Source organism: Pantoea sp. App145, from assembly GCF_047947045.1.
GTDB lineage: Bacteria > Pseudomonadota > Gammaproteobacteria > Enterobacterales > Enterobacteriaceae > Pantoea.
The window spans coordinates 2,846,610-2,865,572 of record NZ_CP133290.1; the positions used below are offsets into that span (position 1 = coordinate 2,846,610).

The 18,963-nt window shown below is 53.2% G+C and carries 17 protein-coding genes; 2 read left to right on the top strand and 15 right to left on the bottom strand.

What is annotated here, in order from left to right; all coding sequences use genetic code 11:
* Window positions 1–14: 14 nt before the first annotated feature.
* The 12 genes from atpH to ravA all read right to left on the bottom strand — a co-directional run bounded on the left by atpH (window position 15) and on the right by ravA (window position 12,653).
* Complete coding sequence (atpH, locus tag RCF31_RS12990) at window positions 15–548, bottom strand: F0F1 ATP synthase subunit delta (protein ID WP_299455745.1); 534 nt, start codon at window positions 546–548, stop codon at window positions 15–17.
* A gap of 14 nt (window positions 549–562) precedes the next feature.
* The gene (gene atpF / locus RCF31_RS12995) at window positions 563–1,033 is read right to left on the bottom strand and encodes a F0F1 ATP synthase subunit B (protein ID WP_084878108.1); all 471 of its coding nucleotides are present in this window, start codon (window positions 1,031–1,033) and stop codon (window positions 563–565) included.
* Between the two features lie 107 nt (window positions 1,034–1,140).
* Complete coding sequence (gene atpE, locus RCF31_RS13000) at window positions 1,141–1,380, bottom strand: F0F1 ATP synthase subunit C (protein WP_003849523.1); 240 nt, start codon at window positions 1,378–1,380, stop codon at window positions 1,141–1,143.
* Window positions 1,381–1,429: 49 nt separating this feature from the next.
* On the bottom strand, window positions 1,430–2,248 hold the full coding sequence (gene atpB / locus RCF31_RS13005) for a F0F1 ATP synthase subunit A (RefSeq protein ID WP_013511097.1): 819 nt from the start codon (window positions 2,246–2,248) through the stop codon (window positions 1,430–1,432).
* Between the two features lie 8 nt (window positions 2,249–2,256).
* A complete protein-coding gene (atpI, locus tag RCF31_RS13010; RefSeq protein WP_313684287.1) occupies window positions 2,257–2,637 on the bottom strand; it encodes a F0F1 ATP synthase subunit I in 381 nt (126 codons plus the stop codon).
* A gap of 713 nt (window positions 2,638–3,350) precedes the next feature.
* The gene (gene rsmG, locus RCF31_RS13015) at window positions 3,351–3,968 is read right to left on the bottom strand and encodes a 16S rRNA (guanine(527)-N(7))-methyltransferase RsmG (RefSeq protein WP_313684289.1); all 618 of its coding nucleotides are present in this window, start codon (window positions 3,966–3,968) and stop codon (window positions 3,351–3,353) included.
* A gap of 47 nt (window positions 3,969–4,015) precedes the next feature.
* Window positions 4,016–5,905 (bottom strand): tRNA uridine-5-carboxymethylaminomethyl(34) synthesis enzyme MnmG, encoded by a 1,890-nt coding sequence (mnmG, locus tag RCF31_RS13020; RefSeq protein ID WP_299455765.1) that lies wholly within the window; start codon window positions 5,903–5,905, stop codon window positions 4,016–4,018.
* A gap of 440 nt (window positions 5,906–6,345) precedes the next feature.
* A complete protein-coding gene (gene mioC / locus RCF31_RS13025; protein ID WP_416410882.1) occupies window positions 6,346–6,786 on the bottom strand; it encodes an FMN-binding protein MioC in 441 nt (146 codons plus the stop codon).
* Between the two features lie 156 nt (window positions 6,787–6,942).
* Window positions 6,943–7,404, bottom strand: a complete 462-nt coding sequence (asnC, locus tag RCF31_RS13030; RefSeq protein ID WP_013511092.1) for a transcriptional regulator AsnC — start codon at window positions 7,402–7,404, stop codon at window positions 6,943–6,945.
* A gap of 104 nt (window positions 7,405–7,508) precedes the next feature.
* Window positions 7,509–9,632, bottom strand: coding sequence for a 5-histidylcysteine sulfoxide synthase (ovoA, locus tag RCF31_RS13035; RefSeq protein ID WP_416410885.1), 2,124 nt, complete (start codon window positions 9,630–9,632; stop codon window positions 7,509–7,511).
* Window positions 9,633–9,699: 67 nt separating this feature from the next.
* Complete coding sequence (gene viaA, locus RCF31_RS13040; RefSeq protein ID WP_416410887.1) at window positions 9,700–11,160, bottom strand: ATPase RavA stimulator ViaA; 1,461 nt, start codon at window positions 11,158–11,160, stop codon at window positions 9,700–9,702.
* Complete coding sequence (gene ravA / locus RCF31_RS13045; RefSeq protein WP_416410889.1) at window positions 11,157–12,653, bottom strand: ATPase RavA; 1,497 nt, start codon at window positions 12,651–12,653, stop codon at window positions 11,157–11,159. The genes viaA and ravA overlap by 4 nt, the downstream gene beginning before the upstream one ends.
* Before the next feature lie 299 nt (window positions 12,654–12,952).
* Between ravA and kup the strand changes: the two genes are divergently transcribed.
* Window positions 12,953–14,821 (top strand): low affinity potassium transporter Kup, encoded by a 1,869-nt coding sequence (gene kup / locus RCF31_RS13050; protein WP_084878093.1) that lies wholly within the window; start codon window positions 12,953–12,955, stop codon window positions 14,819–14,821.
* An 18-nt stretch (window positions 14,822–14,839) separates the two neighbouring features.
* On the opposite strand, the gene qseC is transcribed toward kup, so the two are convergent.
* Together qseC and qseB are read right to left on the bottom strand one after the other, a co-directional pair.
* Window positions 14,840–16,171, bottom strand: coding sequence for a quorum sensing histidine kinase QseC (gene qseC / locus RCF31_RS13055; RefSeq protein WP_416410891.1), 1,332 nt, complete (start codon window positions 16,169–16,171; stop codon window positions 14,840–14,842).
* Window positions 16,168–16,830, bottom strand: a complete 663-nt coding sequence (qseB, locus tag RCF31_RS13060; protein WP_416410893.1) for a quorum sensing response regulator transcription factor QseB — start codon at window positions 16,828–16,830, stop codon at window positions 16,168–16,170. The genes qseC and qseB overlap by 4 nt, the downstream gene beginning before the upstream one ends.
* Before the next feature lie 183 nt (window positions 16,831–17,013).
* On the opposite strand from qseB, the gene RCF31_RS13065 reads away from it, so the two are divergent.
* Complete coding sequence (locus RCF31_RS13065; protein WP_299455775.1) at window positions 17,014–17,409, top strand: YgiW/YdeI family stress tolerance OB fold protein; 396 nt, start codon at window positions 17,014–17,016, stop codon at window positions 17,407–17,409.
* Between the two features lie 34 nt (window positions 17,410–17,443).
* On the opposite strand, the gene RCF31_RS13070 is transcribed toward RCF31_RS13065, so the two are convergent.
* Window positions 17,444–18,880, bottom strand: coding sequence for a carbohydrate-binding protein (locus RCF31_RS13070; protein ID WP_416410896.1), 1,437 nt, complete (start codon window positions 18,878–18,880; stop codon window positions 17,444–17,446).
* Between the last annotated feature and the right edge of the window lie 83 nt (window positions 18,881–18,963).

The window sequence follows — 18,963 nt, forward strand, 5'->3', positions numbered from 1 at the left end:
ATGCTCCAGTCCCCTTAAGACTGCAAGGCGTCTGCCAGACGCTCAAGACGGCCGCGAACGCTGCCATCAATCACCAGATCACCCGCACGGATGACCACGCCTGCCATTACAGACTTATCAATTTTGCAATTCAGCTTAACTTTGCGTGACAGACGTTTTTCCATCGCGGCGCTGATTTTCGTCAGCTGGCCGTCGCTCAGCGTACTGGCAGAAATCACATCAACTTCGGCCGTCGCTTCGTGAGCGTCACGCAGTTGAATGAACTGTTCCAGTACATCTGGAAGCGCTGTCAAACGTCCGTTTTCCGCCATCACCTTAATCAGGTTCTGAGCGTATTCATCCAGTTGATCACCACAGACTGCGATGAAAGAAGCAGATAAGGCTTCCGGTGCTAAGGCACCGGAAAGGAGATCTGCCATCTGTTCGTTGCCAGCCACTTCTGCGGCAAACGCCAGCATGTTTTGCCAGCGCTCGATACTTTGATGCTCAACAGCAAAGTCAAAAGCTGCTTTGGCGTAGGGGCGAGCTACAGTAATCAGATCAGACATCAGCCCCTCCCTCCTTACAGTTCAGCGACCAGTTTATCAACGATGTCGCTGTTAGCAGCTTCATCTACGGAACGTTCGATGATCTTCTCGGCGCCAGCTAATGCCAGCAACGCGACTTGCTTACGCAGCTCTTCGCGGACACGTGAACGCTCGGCTTCGATTTCTGCCTGCGCCTGCGCCACGATGCGGTTACGTTCAGTCTCAGCTTCAGTTTTCACTTCGTCCAGAATCTGTGCACGGCGTTTGTTCGCCTGCTCGATAATGACCTGGGCTTCTTCTTTGGCTTTTTTCAGCTGGTCGGTCGCATTGGCCTGCGCGAGATCCAAATCTTTCTTCGCGCGTTCAGCAGAAGCAAGGCCATCAGCAATTTCTTTCTGGCGCTTTTCGATGGCAGCCATAATCGGCGGCCATACGTACTTCATGCAGAACGCGACAAACAGGATGAACGCGATGGCCTGGCCGAGGATTGTTGCATTAATGTTCACAGCACAATGCCTCTTATTAAGTTAACTTGCTCTGCCGTTATCAATGATAAGCGGCAGAATCCGTTTCTCACCACATCGGGTGTCATGAGAAACAAAGGCTATCAGGCTTAGGCGACAGCAAACATCACGTAGAGACCCAGACCAACAGCGATCATCGGGATTGCATCCACCAGACCCATTACAACAAAGAACTGCGTGCGCAGCAGAGGAATCAGGTCCGGCTGACGCGCTGCGCCTTCCAGGAATTTTCCACCGAGGATGCCGATACCGATCGCAGCACCGATTGCCGCCAGGCCCATCATCACAGCGGCAGCCATGTACAGCAGATCCATATTCAGGTTTTCCATGACAGTCTCCAGTTTGTTTCAGTTAAAAGCTAAGTAGTTGAGATAAAAATCAATGTTCTTCAGATGCCATCGACAGATAGACGATCGTGAGGACCATGAAAATGAAAGCCTGCAGCGAAATGATCAGGATGTGGAAAATGGCCCACGGCACATTCAACACCCATTGCGACCACCACGGCAGCAGACCGGCAATCAGGATAAAGATCAGCTCACCCGCATACATGTTGCCGAACAGTCGCAGACCGAGTGAAACCGGTTTGGACAGCAGGCTAACACCTTCAAGAATCAGGTTGATGGGGATGAAGATCGGGTGATTAAAAGGCTGCAGCGTCAGCTCTTTGGCGAAGCCACCTACACCTTTCATTTTGATGCTGTAGAACAGAATCAAAATAAATACGCCCAGCGCCATAGACAGCGTGATGTTCACGTCCGCAGACGGCACGACGCGCAGCGCCGGCAGGCCTAAATAGTGCTCACCGATAAACGGCAGCAGGTCGATAGGCAGCAGATCCATGAAGTTCATCAGGAAGACCCAGACAAAAATCGTCAGAGCCAGCGGGGCGATAAGTTTGCTTTTACCGTGGTACATGTCGCGTACGTTGTTATCAACGAAACCGACAACCAGTTCGATAGCCGCTTGTAATTTCCCTGGCACACCGCTGGTGGCGCTTTTGGCCACTTTACGGAACAACACCAGGAAGATAAGTCCCAGCACCAGAGAGAAAAACATGGAATCGATATTTAATACCCAGAACGTCGCGGGAGCGTCGTGCGGATTCACTAACTCGAAAGTACGCAGGTCCAGCTGAAGGTTATTCAGGTGGTGACCTATGTATTCTTGCGGAGTAGAGATTTCTCCTGCAGCCATGATGCCTCTTACCCTTTGTTGTTAATTACAGCCGGTGCGACGATCTGCACCACCAGCACCGATAACCAGGTGATTGCGACTGGCCAGAAGACCGCCCCAAACACACCCAACGCCACAATGAGAAAAATAATGGTGGCGAACACCTTTAATACTTCACCGAAGGCGAAGCTCCAGGCTACACGCCCTTTGGCCGGTGTTTGCCCCTGCAGGCGCCAGGCTAAAAACATAAACAACACATTCGGCAGCCAGGCTGCCAGCCCACCCGCGATGGCGGAGGCACCCCAGATGGCATCTTTCAGGGCAAACAACGCACCGATTACGACAAAAGTCACCAGCTGAAAAAGCAGCACGGTTCGGGCTAATTTTACACTGTAAAGAGACACTGACATGGTGCTGAACTCTCCTGCCCCGAATGGGGTATGTCGCGTGTCGTATAAGACTGCCTTTACTCATTTGAGTCAAGCAGCAAAAGCCGTGCAAATTATACGGGCCGCACCTGCGATTTCAATCGCTAAGTAGCGAAAAGGTGAACAATTATTTAAATTTCTTTCCGGAGGGCTATTTCTCAAAAGATTCACATCGAAGAATGATGGTTTCATGAGGTGAAATTGCGCCTGCCACTTGCTTTTAAAGCGTGCTTCAGATCACATTATAAGCATATGGACATAATGTGATTTTGTTTTGAACAAAAAAATACCCATTTCAGATTGGGCAAAAAAGTCCAGTTATCAGAAAGATAAAATTATATTTAGACCACATCGACTGGATTAACGATAAAAACACTCTATTGACATCTGACAGCGTAATAAAATCGCAAAACTGATATTACGCACGCCGATTTATTGCTGAGTTATATTTTCTGGCGTGACTATTGTTTAACGTAAATACACCCAGATAAGTGATCTAACTGATAATGAAATGTGAATTAAACGTTAAATGTAACAGAGCTTTTCGGATAATTTCCGCCAGGAATGTTAACTCGCTTCCCCTGCCCTGCTGAATAAATCTCTTCATCGCCTGTTGTTTGATTGCTGATTTTTTATACAGCGCCTGGGATAACTCAAATGGTATAGATTGGTCTTAATCCATACCATTTTCGGGGCTATTGACGGGCGATCACCACCAGATGACGTTCCCCTTCCAGCTCAGGCACCTGTAACGGATAAACCTGCTCTACCACAAAACCCGCCGGTAAGGTGTTTATTTCATCATCCGGTCGTACCCCTTTCAGGGCATAGAAATGTCCCTGTGCCGAAGGAAGATGATGGCACCAGTTCACCATATCCTCAAGCGAAGCGAAAGCACGGCTGATCACCCCATCAAATGGCGGCTCCGCCGGAAACTCCTCAACGCGGCTCTGCACTGGCGTCACGTTAGTAAGCCCTAACTCATGTTGCACCTGACGCAGAAAACGAACACGCTTGCCAAGACTATCCAGTAGCGTGAACTGTGCCTGTGGACGCACAATCGCCAGCGGAATACCCGGTAATCCCGGCCCGGTGCCCACATCAATAAAGCGATCGCCCTGTAAATGCGGCTCCACCACGATGCTATCGAGAATATGGCGTACCAGCATTTGCTGCGGATCGCGTACGGATGTCAGGTTGTAGGCTTTATTCCATTTATGCAGCAACTCAACATAACCAACCAGCTGTTGTTTTTGTTGATCGGAGAGAGAAATGTTTGCCGCTTTCAGCAGCGCGGAGAGTTTGTTAATCACGACGAGAATTCCATTAACGGGGGCGAGCTGGCCCGCCCCGTGATCAATCAGGCGCTTTTACGCAGCAGACCCTGTTTTTTCAGGTAAATCAGCAAAATGGAGATGGCAGCTGGCGTAATGCCAGAAATGCGTGACGCCTGGCCAATCGAGCTGGGTTTATGATCGTTGAGTTTCGCAATCACTTCATTCGACAGACCCGACACCTGACGGTAATCAAGCGTGGCAGGCAACAAGGTGTTTTCATTGCGCTGCTGGCGATCAATTTCTTCCTGCTGACGCGCAATGTAACCTTCGTATTTCACCTGGATTTCGACCTGCTCTGCTGCCTGTTCATCGGCCAGCGCCGGGCCATAGCTGTTCAGCGAGGTCAGCAACGCATAGGTCATTTCCGGACGACGCAGCAAATCTTCACCACTGGCTTCTTTGGTCAGCGGCGAGCTGGTGATGCTGTTCACTTCCGCTACGTTGTCGGATTTTGGATGCACCCACAAATCGCGCAGACGTTGACGTTCCAGCTCAATTGCTTCCAGTTTCTGGTTGTAACGCGCCCAACGCGCATCATCCACCAGACCCAGCTCGCGACCGGTTTCAGTCAGACGCAAATCCGCGTTGTCTTCACGCAGCATCAGACGATATTCCGCGCGTGAGGTAAACATGCGGTACGGTTCTTTGGTTCCCAGCGTGCACAGGTCATCAACCAGCACACCCATATAAGCCTGATCGCGGCGCGGCGCCCAGCCTTCTTTATCGGCGGATTGACGAGCCGCGTTCAGACCCGCCAGCAGACCCTGTGCCGCCGCTTCTTCGTAGCCGGTGGTGCCGTTGATCTGGCCCGCGAAGAACAAGCCCTGGATATATTTGCTTTCCAGCGTCAGTTTCAGATCACGCGGGTCGAAAAAGTCATACTCGATGGCATAGCCCGGACGCACAATCTTCGCGTTTTCCAGGCCTTTCATCGAACGGACGATCTGCATCTGCACATCGAATGGCAGGCTGGTAGAAATACCGTTCGGATAGATTTCGTTGCTGGTCAGGCCTTCCGGCTCAAGGAAGATCTGATGCGAGTTACGATCGGCAAAGCGCATCACTTTGTCTTCGATCGACGGGCAATAACGTGGACCGATCCCTTCGATAACCCCGGCATACATTGGGCTGCGATCGAGGTTGTTGCGGATCACATCATGGGTTTGTTCATTGGTATGGGTGATCCAGCATGGCACCTGTTGTGGGTGCTGGCTGACATTGCCCATGAATGAAAACACCGGCATTGGGTCATCGCCGTGCTGCGGTGACAGCTGGGTGAAGTCAATGGTGCGCGCGTCAATACGTGGCGGAGTACCGGTCTTCAGACGACCAACACGCAGCGGCAGTGCGCGCAGGCGTTTGGACAACGGGATCGACGGCGGATCACCTGCGCGACCACCGCTGTAATTATCCATACCAATATGAATTTTGCCGTCGAGGAATGTCCCGACAGTCAGCACTACGGTTTTAGCACGGAATTTCAGGCCCATCTGCGTTACAGCGCCGACGACACGATCGTTTTCCACAATCAGATCATCAACTGCCTGCTGGAAGATCATCAGGTTAGGCTGATTCTCCAGCGCAGAACGCACTGCCTGACGATACAGTACACGGTCAGCCTGTGCACGGGTCGCACGCACGGCCGGGCCTTTGCTCGCGTTTAGTATCCTAAACTGGATACCCGCTTTGTCGATTGCCGTTGCCATCAAACCGCCGAGGGCATCCACTTCCTTCACCAGGTGTCCTTTGCCGATACCACCGATTGCCGGGTTGCAGGACATTTGTCCCAGCTTATCAATGTCATGGGTGAGTAACAGGGTTTGCTGACCCATTCGGGCAGCTGCCATCGCGGCCTCTGTGCCCGCATGACCACCACCAATTACGATGACGTCAAAAGGATCTGGATAAAACATGAAGTGGTACCTCGTTAATGTTCGGACAGGGATCATTGCCCTGGGCGGTGGATTCTACTGAAATTCTGTCTGCGGTGAAAGTCGCGGGATCCTGAGGTTTAAAAGAAAGGATCTTTATTCTTTGGATGATCTTCCTGTTAGATCTCTTATTAGGATCGCGGTTCTCTGTTGATAACCTGAAAAAGCACTTAAGCAACAGCATGTTGGTCAGGATCGTTTGCTGTGAATGATCGGTGATCCTGATCCGTATAAGCTGAGATCAAAATGACTGGTTATCCACAGCTCAGAAAAGCATCATCGGTTATTATCGGGATAACTACCGGTTATACGCATGATTCAGGCTATGTTATCCACAGGGGATCGGGAAATAAAAAGCATAAAACAGCGGAATCCTCTGGAGATCGCCCTGATTTCACGATCCCCAACCAGCCCGGATCGTCTTATAACTGTGTTTGCCAGCTTGACAGCCACACTTCGGCCGGATCTTCCGGAATCTCATGTTCCAGCACGTCGATCTCAAGGCGATCGCCAACACGTTTGGCACCCAGCTGGTTCAGTTGATCTTCCAGCAGCCTGATCGCGCCACAAAACAGATCGTATTCATGGTTGCCAATACCCACTGCACCAAAACGAACGGCGGAGAGATCCGGCTGCGTTTCTTTTAATGCTTCATAAAAGGGCAGCAGGTTATCAGGCAGCTCACCGGCACCGTGTGTTGACGTCACTATCAGCCAGATACCTTGCTGTGGCACTTCATCCAGTTCCGGTCCATGCAGCACCTCGGAAGAAAAGCCTGCATCCTGGAGCTTTTCTTCCAGATGTTCGGCGACATATTCGGCGCTGCCCAGGGTACTGCCAGTGATTAACGTGATATCGGCCATGATGCTCTCCGGAACTCAAAGGCGAGCATTGTACGCTGTGATCAAGCCGTGATCCACCTGTGGAAAACAGGGTTAATAACGAAAAGCACTGGCTGCCAGGCTGCATCCCAGGTGAGATCTGCCTGGGATAAGTTTGTGCACAGGAAAGGAAGGGGATCAGGGTTTGATGGTGCGCATGATCGGATTTTGCAGGGAGATCAGGGTTTCAGTGGACTGAATTTCGTCTATGGTCTGGATCTTGTTGATCAGCACCTGTTGCAGGGCATCAATGGAACGGCACATGACCTTAATAAAGATGCTGTAGTGACCGGTGGTGTACCAGGCTTCGACTACTTCATCCAGCGCTTCCAGCTTGCTGAGAGCGGCGGGGTAGTCACGGGCGCTTTTCAGGATAATGCCAATGAAGCAACAGACGTCAAAACCCAGCTGGCGCGGATCGATCTCGACTCTGGTACCGAGAATGATGCCAGCCTGACGCATCTTCTCAACGCGTACGTGGATCGTGCCAGGACTGACATTGAACTGTTTGGCCAGCTCGGCATAAGCGGTGCGGGCATTCTCCAGCAACGCATTTAAAATGCCGCGATCCAGGTTATCCAGCTGCACATGTTCCGCCATTTCCTTCCCTCTTAAACTCGTCTTCAGTGAACAGAGGAGAATGTGCAGCAAAATGGCGGAGCAGGCAAGGCGCAGACAACGGAGCTGCCGCTGTCTGCACGCTTTTAACGCTTACGCCACAGCGTGACCTGTGCCAGCGTGTGCTGGAACTTACGTGCCGTCTCACGAATGACGAAAGGGACATCCTGCGGTGCTGCGATCTCTTCAAATTCGTCACGCAGTAAACGTTGCAGCGCCTGATAGGTTGTCAGTGCTTCGCCGTTTTCCCGCACGCCACCCAGCCAGTTTTCCTTCGGTGTGAAATCTTCCAGCCAGGTATAAGGCGATGACAACACCAGCAGGCCGCCTGAGCGAATCATTGGCGCGATATCCTGCAGGAAACGTTTCGGCTGGCGCAGGCGATCAAGCAGATTTGATGCCAGTACCAAATCGTAGCGATTCGGCTGCGGCTTCAGGTTACAGGCATCACCCTGCACGAACTGAATGCGCTGTGCCTGTTCATCAGACAGACCAAACTCTTTCAGGCGCACCTGGCGATACTCCACCAGCTCACCCTCCTCCGGCACCACATAGCGGAAATCCTCACCGGAAGTCAGTTGCAGCGCCACATCAATAAAGCGTGCCGAATAATCCATGCCGACCACCTGCTCGAAGTGGCGTGCCAGTTCAAAGCTGGCACGGCCGGTGGCACAGCCGATATCCAGCGCCTGTCCACGCTGTGTACAATGCGGCAACAGCAGTGAGACCAGATTTTCCGCATAATTAGGTACGCCGTAGTAGCAGGGGCCGTACTGGAAATCGAGATACTGTGACACCATGCTGTCGGTTTCGTACGGGTTCAGCGCCATGGTTTCCTGGTGGGAAGAAACCACATAACGGAAACCGGCGTGCTGGAAGAAGTGACGTCGGAAGGCATAGCGTGAAGATTTCAGCGCTTCGTTACCGGTAGAAATCCAGCTGCCACCTTTGATTAACGCATGTTTGCCATCAAAGGTTGGAGTGGAGAAGTCATCGTACAGAGGATGCACCTTAAAGCCTTCAAAACCATTGATGGGCGTGGTGGTCCATTGCCAGACGTTACCGACGATATCGAAAAACTCGCCCTGGTTGCAGCGATCGACCGGGCAGGAAGAAGCCCAGTACGCCAGATTGATATTACCAGGTGCGTCGATCCAGTCAGGCTGATCGCCACTGACTAATTCACGTAGCTGCATCCACTCGGCTTCACAGGGAAGCTGGATGGCTTTGCCGGTTTCTTCTGCCAGCCAGCGACAAAACGCCGCGGCTTCCAGCTGATTAACCTCAGCGGGCCAGTCCCAGGGCATTGCTACTTCTTCCGTCATCAGACGCAGTTTTAGCTGATCGGGTTGCTGAATATCGCCAACCCAGAAAGTTGGCATCTGCGCGGCGGAAAATTCGCGCCAGCCCCAACCTTCGTCATCCCACCAGCGCCGTTGCTGGTAACCGCCAGCGGCGACGAAAGTAAAAAATTCCGCGTTGCTGACCAGCATCCTGCTGGCTTTAAACGGTTTTAGCTCTGTTACCTTGCTGCCATATTCGTTATCCCAGCCGTAGGTATCGTCGGTTTTGCCCTGTTGCACGCGGCCACCGGGCATCGCAATCAAGGTGTTAGCAGGGACCTGGCTGCGATCGTGCCGTGCCTGCGGGCAGACAGGCCAGTGCGGCTGCGGTTTTACCCACTCGATTGGCAGCTGGCGCATCAGCACGCTGGAGGTTTCCAGATGAATGCGCTCGTGTTCGATACCCATCAGAATCACCCATGCCGGGCTATCCCAGTCGACAGGGAGTTCCAGCGGCATGGTCTGGATAAATTCGCTGACCAGGTTTTTGACCTTGCCGCGATAATCGCGCACTTCCGCCACGGTCGGCCAGGCGTAATGGCTGTCGTCGAGATCGTCCCAGCTCATTTCATCCACGCCGATCGCCATCATCGCTTCAATACGATCGTCTACACGCTGATCAAGATAACGACCTGCCATCAGCTTATTGATGTAGAAAGTCGCCGTGTGGCCAAAATAGAAGATCAGCGGATGGCGCAGTGAAATGGCTTTATTGAAAAAAGCACGTTCGTCGGCAAGACAATCGAACAGGCTTTCATACAGGTTCCAGGTTTGCAGGAAGTAGTCCAGCAGTTCGGCGCGTTTTTGTTCTGAATTCTGGCCGGAGAGCCGCAGCGTGCGGGTTGGTGTTGGCAGGGCGGTGGTCACGGTGTGCTCCAGTTTGCTCAATGTGAGAACTTATCACTATAGCAAATAAGCATTTCCGCCAGATGACTTAACGCTTCCAGCGCCGCAGCAGGCGGCTTTTCAGGCCGGTATCAAAGCGCCAGATATGATTGAAAATACGCAGAATACCGGGTTTGCCATGCGCAGACATCGCCACAGCATGAAAACGTTGCTGATTATGGCGCTGGCGTTGTTTGACGGCGTTAACAATTTCTTCCGGTAAACGCTGCGCGATAAAATCGGAAACGATCACCGCATCGGCTTCCTGCCACAGGCTGCCTTCCATACGCGCCACCACTGCCGCCAGACAGGCGGCCAGATCGGTGCCGCCACGAAAACGCTGGCTGAGAAAACGTATTGCCTGTTCGATGCCGTTATCGGCGGTCAGTTCATAGCCAATCACTTCATGGGCGAACAGCATGATGTAGCAACGACGCTTGTCTGCCAGCGCGACTTTCAGTAGCGCCAGACAAAAGGCTTTGGCACAGCGTTCATTAAAACCGCCCATGGAACCGGAGGTATCGACACAGACGATAAAGGGGCCACGCGGTTGTTCTTCATGTTGCTGGTGGCTGACCGGTCGCAGGCTGACTTTTTCATGCCAGGCCTCACCCTGCAAGCGGTAGGTCAGCAGACGCTTCTCGACCAGGCGGCGATAAAACTCCAGCTCCAGCTCGCTAATGCTCAGCGTGGCCAGTTCGGGCGGCAACAGGCGCAGTACATCATCGCTCTGATGAATGCCGCTGACTTCTTCCGGCACGTTATCGGGTTCGCGTACCAGCAGGTGTTGCTCTTCCAGTGGTGCATCCTGCGACGGCACCGCCTTTGCTTCACGGCTGCGTCCCAGCTGTTGCGCCAGCTTCATCAGCTCCGGCTGCTGAGCAAGAAAATCGCCGTACTGCACGATCAACTCGTAATCACCATGCTGCAACGGCGCTTTGCTCATATCCCATAAGCGTCCGGCAGCGGCTTCATCATCATCAGTAAGAATGGGTGCCAGCTGGCCGCTCAACGCCATGCGTTGTTGCAGTTCCGCCATCAGGCGTTCGCGCTGTTGCTCGAGCAATTGTTGGTTCAGCGTCAGGGTTTGTAGCGTCAGGCTAAGCCGCCAGCGTTGCAGGAATAGGGTGTGCTGCGCGTTGCTTAGCTGGTTGCTGTCGGTATGCAGCAGCAGTTTGCTGGCTTCTTCAATAAAGGGTGACGGCAGGCTTTTTAGCTGCGTCATGATCGCGGGTAGCTGCTGGCTGAATTCATGCGGGTTCAGCAGTTGCGCCTGCTGGAACAGCTGAAATTCCTGGCCCAAAGCCTCTGGCACCGCGGTGGTTTTCATCTGTTCAACGATTTCAGAGCGCCAGCGCGGCAGGTCACGCATCATTGCCTGTTTCAGGCGGGGGAATTTCTCAAAAAACATCGCCAGCTGCGGCGACGCGAGCAGAGCCAGAATTAACTCTTCGATTAGCTCGGTTTCGCCAATCGACAGCAGCGTGCTCAGCGCCTCCAGCGAGATCATTTCCGCGCCTGTTTCAGCTGTTCCGCCACATCCTGCAGGCTGGTTTCAATACGTGCCAGCCAGTCGTCGCTGATAAACAGACAGCGCTGATGCTGGCTGAACAACGTGCGCTGAGCGCGCAGCTGGTTATCCAGCGCATCAAACTCATCAATGATTTCCTGCGGCATTTCATTGCTGGTACTGGCACCGGGCAACGTCAGACGCGTTGCCTGCAGGCTCACGTCACGTAACGTCAGGCAATGTTGCGCATCCACCAGCAGATCGAGGGTCTGAGCAAAACCGATGCCGTTGAGCTTGCCACGGATTTCACCGCCTTTCAGTAGCCATTGGTTCAGTGCTTCATGGCTGATCAACACATGGCTGACCTGCATGTCATGCAGCATCAGCGGCTGTTGCAACATCAGTGTCAGCTGTTCGTCGCTGAGGGAGGCGGGCAACTCGTAATGAGGTTTACGGCTAAACATGCCGCTGTGCTTTTCCAGCGTCAGTGCCTGCGCCACGCTTTGCTGCTGTTGCAGCGCCAGCCGACGCGCTTTGATCTGCTGAAGTTTCATCAGCATCGGTTGCTGTTGCCAGGCATGCTGCGTCATCAGCGCATCGATTTCACGATCCAGCAGTTTCATTGAGGTCACGTCGTGCCACAGACAATCTTTCAGCAGGATCAGATCCAGCGGAGCAATCGACACGCGGCCACTGTAGAAGGCACTGGCCTGCAACAGATGGATGGCTTTTTTCCAGCGACGATCGGAGATATAAGGTGCATCGGGCAGATTTTCCAGCTGCTGACGCAACTGATAAATCAGTTCAAACACATGATCCGGCAGGCTCACCTGGCTGATGCCTTTCTGCCACTGATGGTACTCTTCATCACTGATGCACAGTGAATCGGCCACCGGATTGCTGTTTTCATCCTGCTGGTGGGTCAGCATGCTGCGGAAATTCTGCTTCTCGTGCACGTTATCGAGCCACAGGCGAATCAGCATGCGGTCATACAAGGCTTCCAGCCCGCTGTCAGCTTCAGGCAGTTCGTTGGAGGCGGTGACCAGCAGGCGCATCGGGATTTTTTCTTCGCTATCACCATTGCGGAAGCGACGTTCGTTAATGGCGGTGAGCAGGGTATTAAGAATCGCCGGGCCAGCTTTCCAGATCTCATCCAGAAAGACGATTTCGGCATCCGGCAGATAACCTTTGGTCAGGCGCTGATAACGCCCTTCATCTTTTAACGCCTGAATGGAAAGGGGACCAAAAACTTCTTCTGGAGTGGAGAAACGCGTCATCAGGTATTCAAACGCGCGGGCATGCTGGAAAGCGTACTTCAGGCGGCGGGCAATCAGGCTTTTGGCAATGCCAGGCGGCCCAAGCAAAAAGACGCTTTCACCGCTCAGCGCAGCCAGCAGGCAGAGGCGGATCGCATGATGCCGTTCATACAACCCTTTTTCTAAGGCGTTGCTCAGGCGAGAAATTCTTTCTGCCAAAAGATGGGGTTGAGCCATAATCACATCATTGTCCTTCTGATCCTGTGCCACGCATGCTGGCGAGCGCATTACTCTACTGTTTATCATGCGTGAAAGCGTTGATAGCCGTCAGCTTTTTTGTTTCAGAAGGTTGAGGCGAGGCCTCTCGCCTGTTTCGGCCCCTTTTTGCGGTTTTTTGCAGCGAAAAAACGCGTTGCTGACGCCATGTTGTATGTTAGTAAGGGTAGGTTTTTTTGGGAATATGTGCATACTGTGCGCTTTTTGATGGCCAGAGCGGTCGGCGAACCGCCTGATCGACTCCAACAAAAGATAACTCTATGAGCTCGGAAAACAAGCAGTCCCTAGGCGCAGTCACTCTGGCCGCCATCGGCGTGGTGTACGGCGATATTGGTACCAGCCCGCTTTATACCTTACGTGAATGTCTCTCCGGCCAGTTTGGCTTTGGTGTGGAACGCGAAGCGGTATTTGGCTTTCTTTCCCTGATTTTCTGGCTGCTGATTTTGGTGGTGTCGCTGAAATACATCAGCTACGTGATGCGTGCGGATAACGCCGGTGAAGGTGGGATTCTGACGCTCATGTCGCTGGCGGGACGTAATACCGGTGCCAGAGCCACGGCAATTCTGGTGATCATGGGGTTAATTGGTGGCAGCTTCTTCTATGGTGAAGTGGTGATCACCCCGGCGATCTCGGTGATGTCGGCGATAGAAGGCCTGGAAATTGCCGCTCCTTCGCTCGATCCCTGGATTGTTCCACTGTCGATTACTGTCTTAACCCTGCTGTTTATCATCCAGAAACACGGTACCGGTATTGTCGGCAAACTGTTTGCTCCGGTGATGCTGCTGTGGTTTATCGTACTGGCGGTACTTGGTGCGGATAGCATCATCAAAAACCCGGAAGTGCTGCAGGCGCTTAACCCATCACATGCGGTGTACTTCTTTGTGCATTATAAAACCGTCTCCTTCTTTGCGCTGGGCGCTGTGGTGCTGTCGATCACCGGTGTGGAGGCGTTATACGCCGATATGGGGCACTTCGGTAAATTGCCGATTCGCGTGGCATGGTTCGCGGTGGTGCTGCCGTCGTTGGTGCTGAATTACTTTGGTCAGGGCGCATTGCTGCTGTCTCATCCTGAAGCCATCAAAAACCCCTTCTTCCTGCTGGCCCCGGACTGGGCGCTGATTCCGCTGCTGATTCTCGCCACGCTGGCGACGGTGATTGCCTCGCAGGCGGTTATTTCCGGCGTGTTCTCGCTGACGCGTCAGGCGGTGCGCCTCGGCTATCTGCCACCGATGCGTATTATTCACACCTCTGAGATGGAGTCCGGCCAGATCTACGTTCCGGTGATCAACTGGCTGCTCTATTTCGCTGTGCTGATTGTCATCGTCAGCTTTGAACACTCCAGCAATCTGGCGGCAGCGTACGGTATCGCGGTAACCGGCACCATGGTGCTGACCACCATTCTGTCCTGCACCGTGGCGATCAAAAACTGGCACTGGAATAAAATTCTGGTCAGTTTCATTCTGGTTTCGTTGCTCTGTATCGATGTGTCGCTGTTCTCCGCCAACCTGGTGAAAATCTTCTCCGGCGGCTGGCTGCCGCTCTCCCTGGCGCTGGTGATGTTTATCGTAATGACCACCTGGAAAAGCGAGCGTTTCCGCCTGCTGCGCCGTATGCATGAACACGGCAATTCTCTCGAAGCGATGATTGCTTCACTGGAGAAATCACCGCCGGTGCGTGTGCCGGGCACCGCGGTGTATATGTCGCGTGCGTTAAACGTCATCCCGTTTGCGATGCTGCATAACCTCAAGCACAACAAAGTGTTGCATGAACGTGTTGTCCTGCTGACGCTGCGTACCGAAGATGCGCCTTACGTGCATAACGTTCGACGGGTGACGATTGAGCAGCTGTCACCGACTTTCTGGCGAGTGGTCGCCAGTTATGGCTGGCGTGAAACGCCGAATGTGGAAGAGATTTTCCACCGCTGCGGGCTGGAAGGCCTGAACTGCCGCATGATGGAAACCTCGTTCTTTATGTCGCATGAATCACTGATCATTGGCGACCGGCCATGGTATCTGCGTCTGCGCGGTAAGCTGTTCCTCGCGCTACAACGCAATGCGCTGCGCGCGCCGGATCAGTTTGAAATTCCGCCGAACCGGGTGATTGAACTGGGAACTCAGGTCGAGATCTGACACCCTTTGCGCGTCCGCTTACCAGCTGAGCGTGACGCGCAATCCCCCTGCTTCTCGCTGACTAAATACCACACGAATACCATGCAGCTGCGCGATATTCTTCACAATGGATAAGCCCAGCCCGCTGCCAGTTTGCGTTTGTCCGGGAGGTCGCCAGAAGCGTTCCCCCAACCGCGCTAACTGCGCATCGCTCACACCCGGACCATTATCGTCAATGGTGAGGGTACGAGCAGCCAGTCTGACCTCTACCAGGCTGCCGCCGGGGGTATAACGCAGCGCGTTATCCAGCAAATTACGGACCATCAATGACAACAACAGCTGATGACCGTTCATCACCGGCTCGGCGATCACGTGCAGCTGAAGTCCGATATTGTGCTGTTCTGCCTGCGCATAATGCTCGGCCAGCAAGGTTTGCAGTAATGGAGTCAGGGCGACGGGCTGAAACTCGCTACGCAGATCGTCCGCCTCCACGCGGGACAGTGTAAGCAGCTGATCCACCAGCCGGGTCGCACGTAAGATCCCGGCATCCAGTTGCTGTAGCGCACGGTTGCGCATCGCGTCATCGTCATCCGCCAGCTGGATCACTTCACTTTGCACCCGCAGTGCCGCCAGTGGCGTGCGCAGCTCGTGGGCGGCATCTGAAGTAAAACGTCGTTCACGCTGGACCATCTCAGCCATGCGGCTGAACAGACCGTTTAACGCCTGAACCAGCGGTTGCACTTCTTTCGGCAACCGCGCAAGCGGCAACGGCGTGGCATCATCAGCGGCACGCTGGTGGAGTGAGCGGGTGAGGCGTTGCAACGGACGTAATTCGAACCACACCAGCCCCAGCAGCAACACCAACATAAACGGCAGTGCGAATAACCATGGCATGATGCTGCTTTGTGCCAAATTGCGTGTCATATCATCGCGATAATCCTTCTCCTGACCCACCACCACACGATAGCGTTGATCCGGAGAAGTCAGCCACAGCAGACGCCAGCTGTCATCATCATCCCGCAGATTTCCATCGCGAAAACCATCGCGCCGGTCATCAAACTGTAAATCGCGGCCGTTTTCGCCATCATTCAGCAGGAGTTTGCCGTCGTGACTAAAAATGGCGAAGGCCAGCGCATCGTCATCCTGTTTACCCCGATGCTTACTCAGGAGCGCTTTGTTTTTTGGCAGAGTGGCTTCATGCAGCGTGGCCGGATCGAGCGCTAACAGGCGTTTGGCAAACAGCATCTGCTGGGTATCGAACAGTTCATTAACGGTGTCGCGTGTCTGGTGCCAGGCACTCAGGCTGGCGCTGCCCCAGCACAGGATAATCATCAAGACAAAGCCGATGGCGAGGCGCAGGAACAGGCTCATTCTGCTGCTCCCAGCGTGTAGCCGACACCATGCACGGTGCGGATAAACTGGCTGCCAAGTTTTTTGCGCAGATGGTGGATGTGGACTTCGACCGCATTACTGGAGACATCGTCTTCCCAGCTATAGAGCTTTTCCTCCAGCTGGTTACGCGTCAACACCCGGCCAGGATTACGCAGGAATAACTCCAGCAGCGCCAGCTCGCGGCTTTTAAGCGTTACCGGCTCTCCGTCATACAGCACGCTATGGCTGGCGGGGGACATCACTAGCTTGCCGTGGCGCAATTCAGGTTGAAACTGGCCATGCCGGCGGCGAATCAACGCCTGTAAACGTGCCGCCACTTCCGTCAGGGCAAAGGGTTTGCAGAGGTAATCATCAGCACCCAGCTGCAAACCCTGAACCCGCTGATCGAGTGCATCCCGTGCAGTCAGGATCAACACCGGCACATCCTGCCCCTGCTGACGCCACTGGCGCAGAATATCGAGTCCATCCCGTTCGGGCAGAGACAAATCAAGGATCACCGCATCCCAGGGGGCAGATGCCAGCGCCTGAAATCCCGCATCACCGGAAACAAACCAGTCCACACTAAAACCGAGTTTGGTCAGGCCGACTTTCAGTCCATCGCCAATGATCCCGTCGTCCTCAATCAATAAAATCCGCATATAAAATCCTCCTTTTCTGCTGGTGTTATACGAAGCAGAGTTGCGCATGTACAGGAGAAATAGCGACATTTTTCCTGTTTTTCACCAATTTTAATCAATTGATCAGCCTTAAGATCCTGTTAAGAACCTTATGGTGAAATAGCCTGCGTATCCCGTACATTTCATGGAAAAGAGGTGAATCAAATGAAAAAGCATGCAGCACTTTTCGCGATCGTGGCGCTGGTTGCCACGCCGGTTCTGGCGGCACAACAGGGTGGATTTGTTGATCCGAATGCGCCAGCCGTACCAAGCCAGGCTGGTGGCTTTCAGGCTGGTAACACCAGCGTAGTGACGGTGAAGCAGGCTGAAGAGATGAAGGACGATAGCTGGATCACCGTACGCGGCTCTCTGGAGAAGCAAATTGGCAAGGAGGATTACCTGTTCCGCGATGAGACCGGCAGCATGAAGGTCGAAATTGATCACAAGCACTGGAATGGGCAAACCCTTTCACCCAAAGATCGGGTGGAACTGACGGGTGAGCTGGATAAAGATTTCAACGCCATTGAACTGGATGTGAAACAGGTGAGAAAACTGCCGTAACCTCCAGCAGGGGCTGCGTGGCAGCCCCTTTCCGTTATTGCACCAGCCAGACGGAATGCTGTCCCGGTATGTTGCCCTGCGTCCAGTAGGCCGCCTTGTAAGTTTTGCCCTGATAAGTGACGATATCGCCGCCGGAATAGGCCATCGATGGTTTCCATTCTGTTATCTGGCCTGGATAGGCCAGTTTCCAGGCGTCGCTATAACCGGGTTTGGATAGCGTCCAGTATTTCGCGACGTATTTGATCCCTTCATAGGTTACTTTGTCCCCTGCTACATACGGGGTACCCGCTTGCCATTCCGGAAACTCGGTGCCCGGCTGCTCCGGTGTGGTCGGATTTTCCGGTGCAGTGACCGTTATAGTCACGCGCTTCGTGTCTTGTTTGCCATTTTTGGTCACGGTTAATTCATAGATGGCGGTACCGCTGGAATTTGCTGGGAAGAGGGCGCGAACCTTAGCCTGTCCTAATGCGCTTACCCAGCTACCCTTTTCTTCTTCCTGCAGCCAGAAGCTGCCCTTGCCTCCTACGACTTTCCAACTGTATGAATCGGCATTTTTACTGCCGGAAGCATCCAGCTCGCGGACAATCGAGCCATCAGATGAGCTGATGACGCTAAAGTCGGCCGGAACCACCGCGACAGGCGCGTTATCGGTGTTGCCACCGGAATTGTTGTCTCCGTCAAATGTTCCTCCGGCGCTCATAATGACTTCTGTCGGATACGTACCGGTCATGTCATAGGTTGCACAAGTATTGGGGTTCGAATCGGAGATATAGCTCTGCCATGGGGTTGAGGTATCGGAATACACACCCGAGACGTCATTGTACTTAACAACAAAATTGGTACGTTGCGCGCAGGTGAGTTCTCCATTCAAAAACCACTCAGCCCAGCCCAACAGGCTTGGTTGCAGATCTGACCAACGAGCAGGTACGGATACAATACCGATGATGGTCTCTTGACCGGTAGTCTGATCGGTGACGGAACCTTGCCAGGTTGTCAGACTTTGCGCAGCATCCTGTCCGGTGCGTTTCACATTGAAGGTATATTTATGGCCAACTTCCCAGTCATAAGGAATATGGCAACTCATACCGGTATCGGGGTCGGTTGAATCTGCACCACGTTTACAGGATTCAACGTTGCTTTGGGTGCCTTTGCCGAAAATGCTGAACAGTGCGGTTTTGCCATACTCACCATTTGGCTGGAGACCAAAATAAAAACCGCCTTCACTCATATACCAGCCCTGGTAAGCCCAGTACCAGGGGGGAGCTTCATTTGTCATCTCCTGCACTTCCATGCTTGCCGTCAAAGCGCTGAGCATTTTGCTGCTCTGCATGTTGGGATGGGTGCTGAAATGTACGTTCGGTGTGCGTGCTTTATCTCCCTGATCGTTATGCGCTTTTGCCACAGGCACATTGACGGTTAAGAGCGAGAGGGCAATCAAACTTCCGAGTGTTTTCACCTTGAAATTCATCATCGTCCTTTAGATAGATTCATCTGTATTTACAGCCAACGGATGGTTGTTAAGTATGGGGTTTTGTGCGAAATGACATATCCGGA

Bases quoted from the DNA above. Each gene is read 5' to 3' on its own strand.
- qseB (WP_416410893.1), bottom strand. From the start codon at position 16,830: ATGCGGATTTTATTGATTGAGGACGACGGGATCATTGGCGATGGACTG.
- ravA (WP_416410889.1), bottom strand. From the start codon at position 12,653: ATGGCTCAACCCCATCTTTTGGCAGAAAGAATTTCTCGCCTGAGCAAC.
- atpH (WP_299455745.1), bottom strand. From the start codon at position 548: ATGTCTGATCTGATTACTGTAGCTCGCCCCTACGCCAAAGCAGCTTTT.
- mioC (WP_416410882.1), bottom strand. From the start codon at position 6,786: ATGGCCGATATCACGTTAATCACTGGCAGTACCCTGGGCAGCGCCGAA.
- RCF31_RS13070 (WP_416410896.1), bottom strand. From the start codon at position 18,880: ATGATGAATTTCAAGGTGAAAACACTCGGAAGTTTGATTGCCCTCTCG.
- atpB (WP_013511097.1), bottom strand. From the start codon at position 2,248: ATGGCTGCAGGAGAAATCTCTACTCCGCAAGAATACATAGGTCACCAC.
- viaA (WP_416410887.1), bottom strand. From the start codon at position 11,160: ATGATCTCGCTGGAGGCGCTGAGCACGCTGCTGTCGATTGGCGAAACC.
- asnC (WP_013511092.1), bottom strand. From the start codon at position 7,404: ATGGCGGAACATGTGCAGCTGGATAACCTGGATCGCGGCATTTTAAAT.
- kup (WP_084878093.1), top strand. From the start codon at position 12,953: ATGAGCTCGGAAAACAAGCAGTCCCTAGGCGCAGTCACTCTGGCCGCC.
- mnmG (WP_299455765.1), bottom strand. From the start codon at position 5,905: ATGTTTTATCCAGATCCTTTTGACGTCATCGTAATTGGTGGTGGTCAT.
- atpI (WP_313684287.1), bottom strand. From the start codon at position 2,637: ATGTCAGTGTCTCTTTACAGTGTAAAATTAGCCCGAACCGTGCTGCTT.
- atpE (WP_003849523.1), bottom strand. From the start codon at position 1,380: ATGGAAAACCTGAATATGGATCTGCTGTACATGGCTGCCGCTGTGATG.
- RCF31_RS13065 (WP_299455775.1), top strand. From the start codon at position 17,014: ATGAAAAAGCATGCAGCACTTTTCGCGATCGTGGCGCTGGTTGCCACG.
- qseC (WP_416410891.1), bottom strand. From the start codon at position 16,171: ATGAGCCTGTTCCTGCGCCTCGCCATCGGCTTTGTCTTGATGATTATC.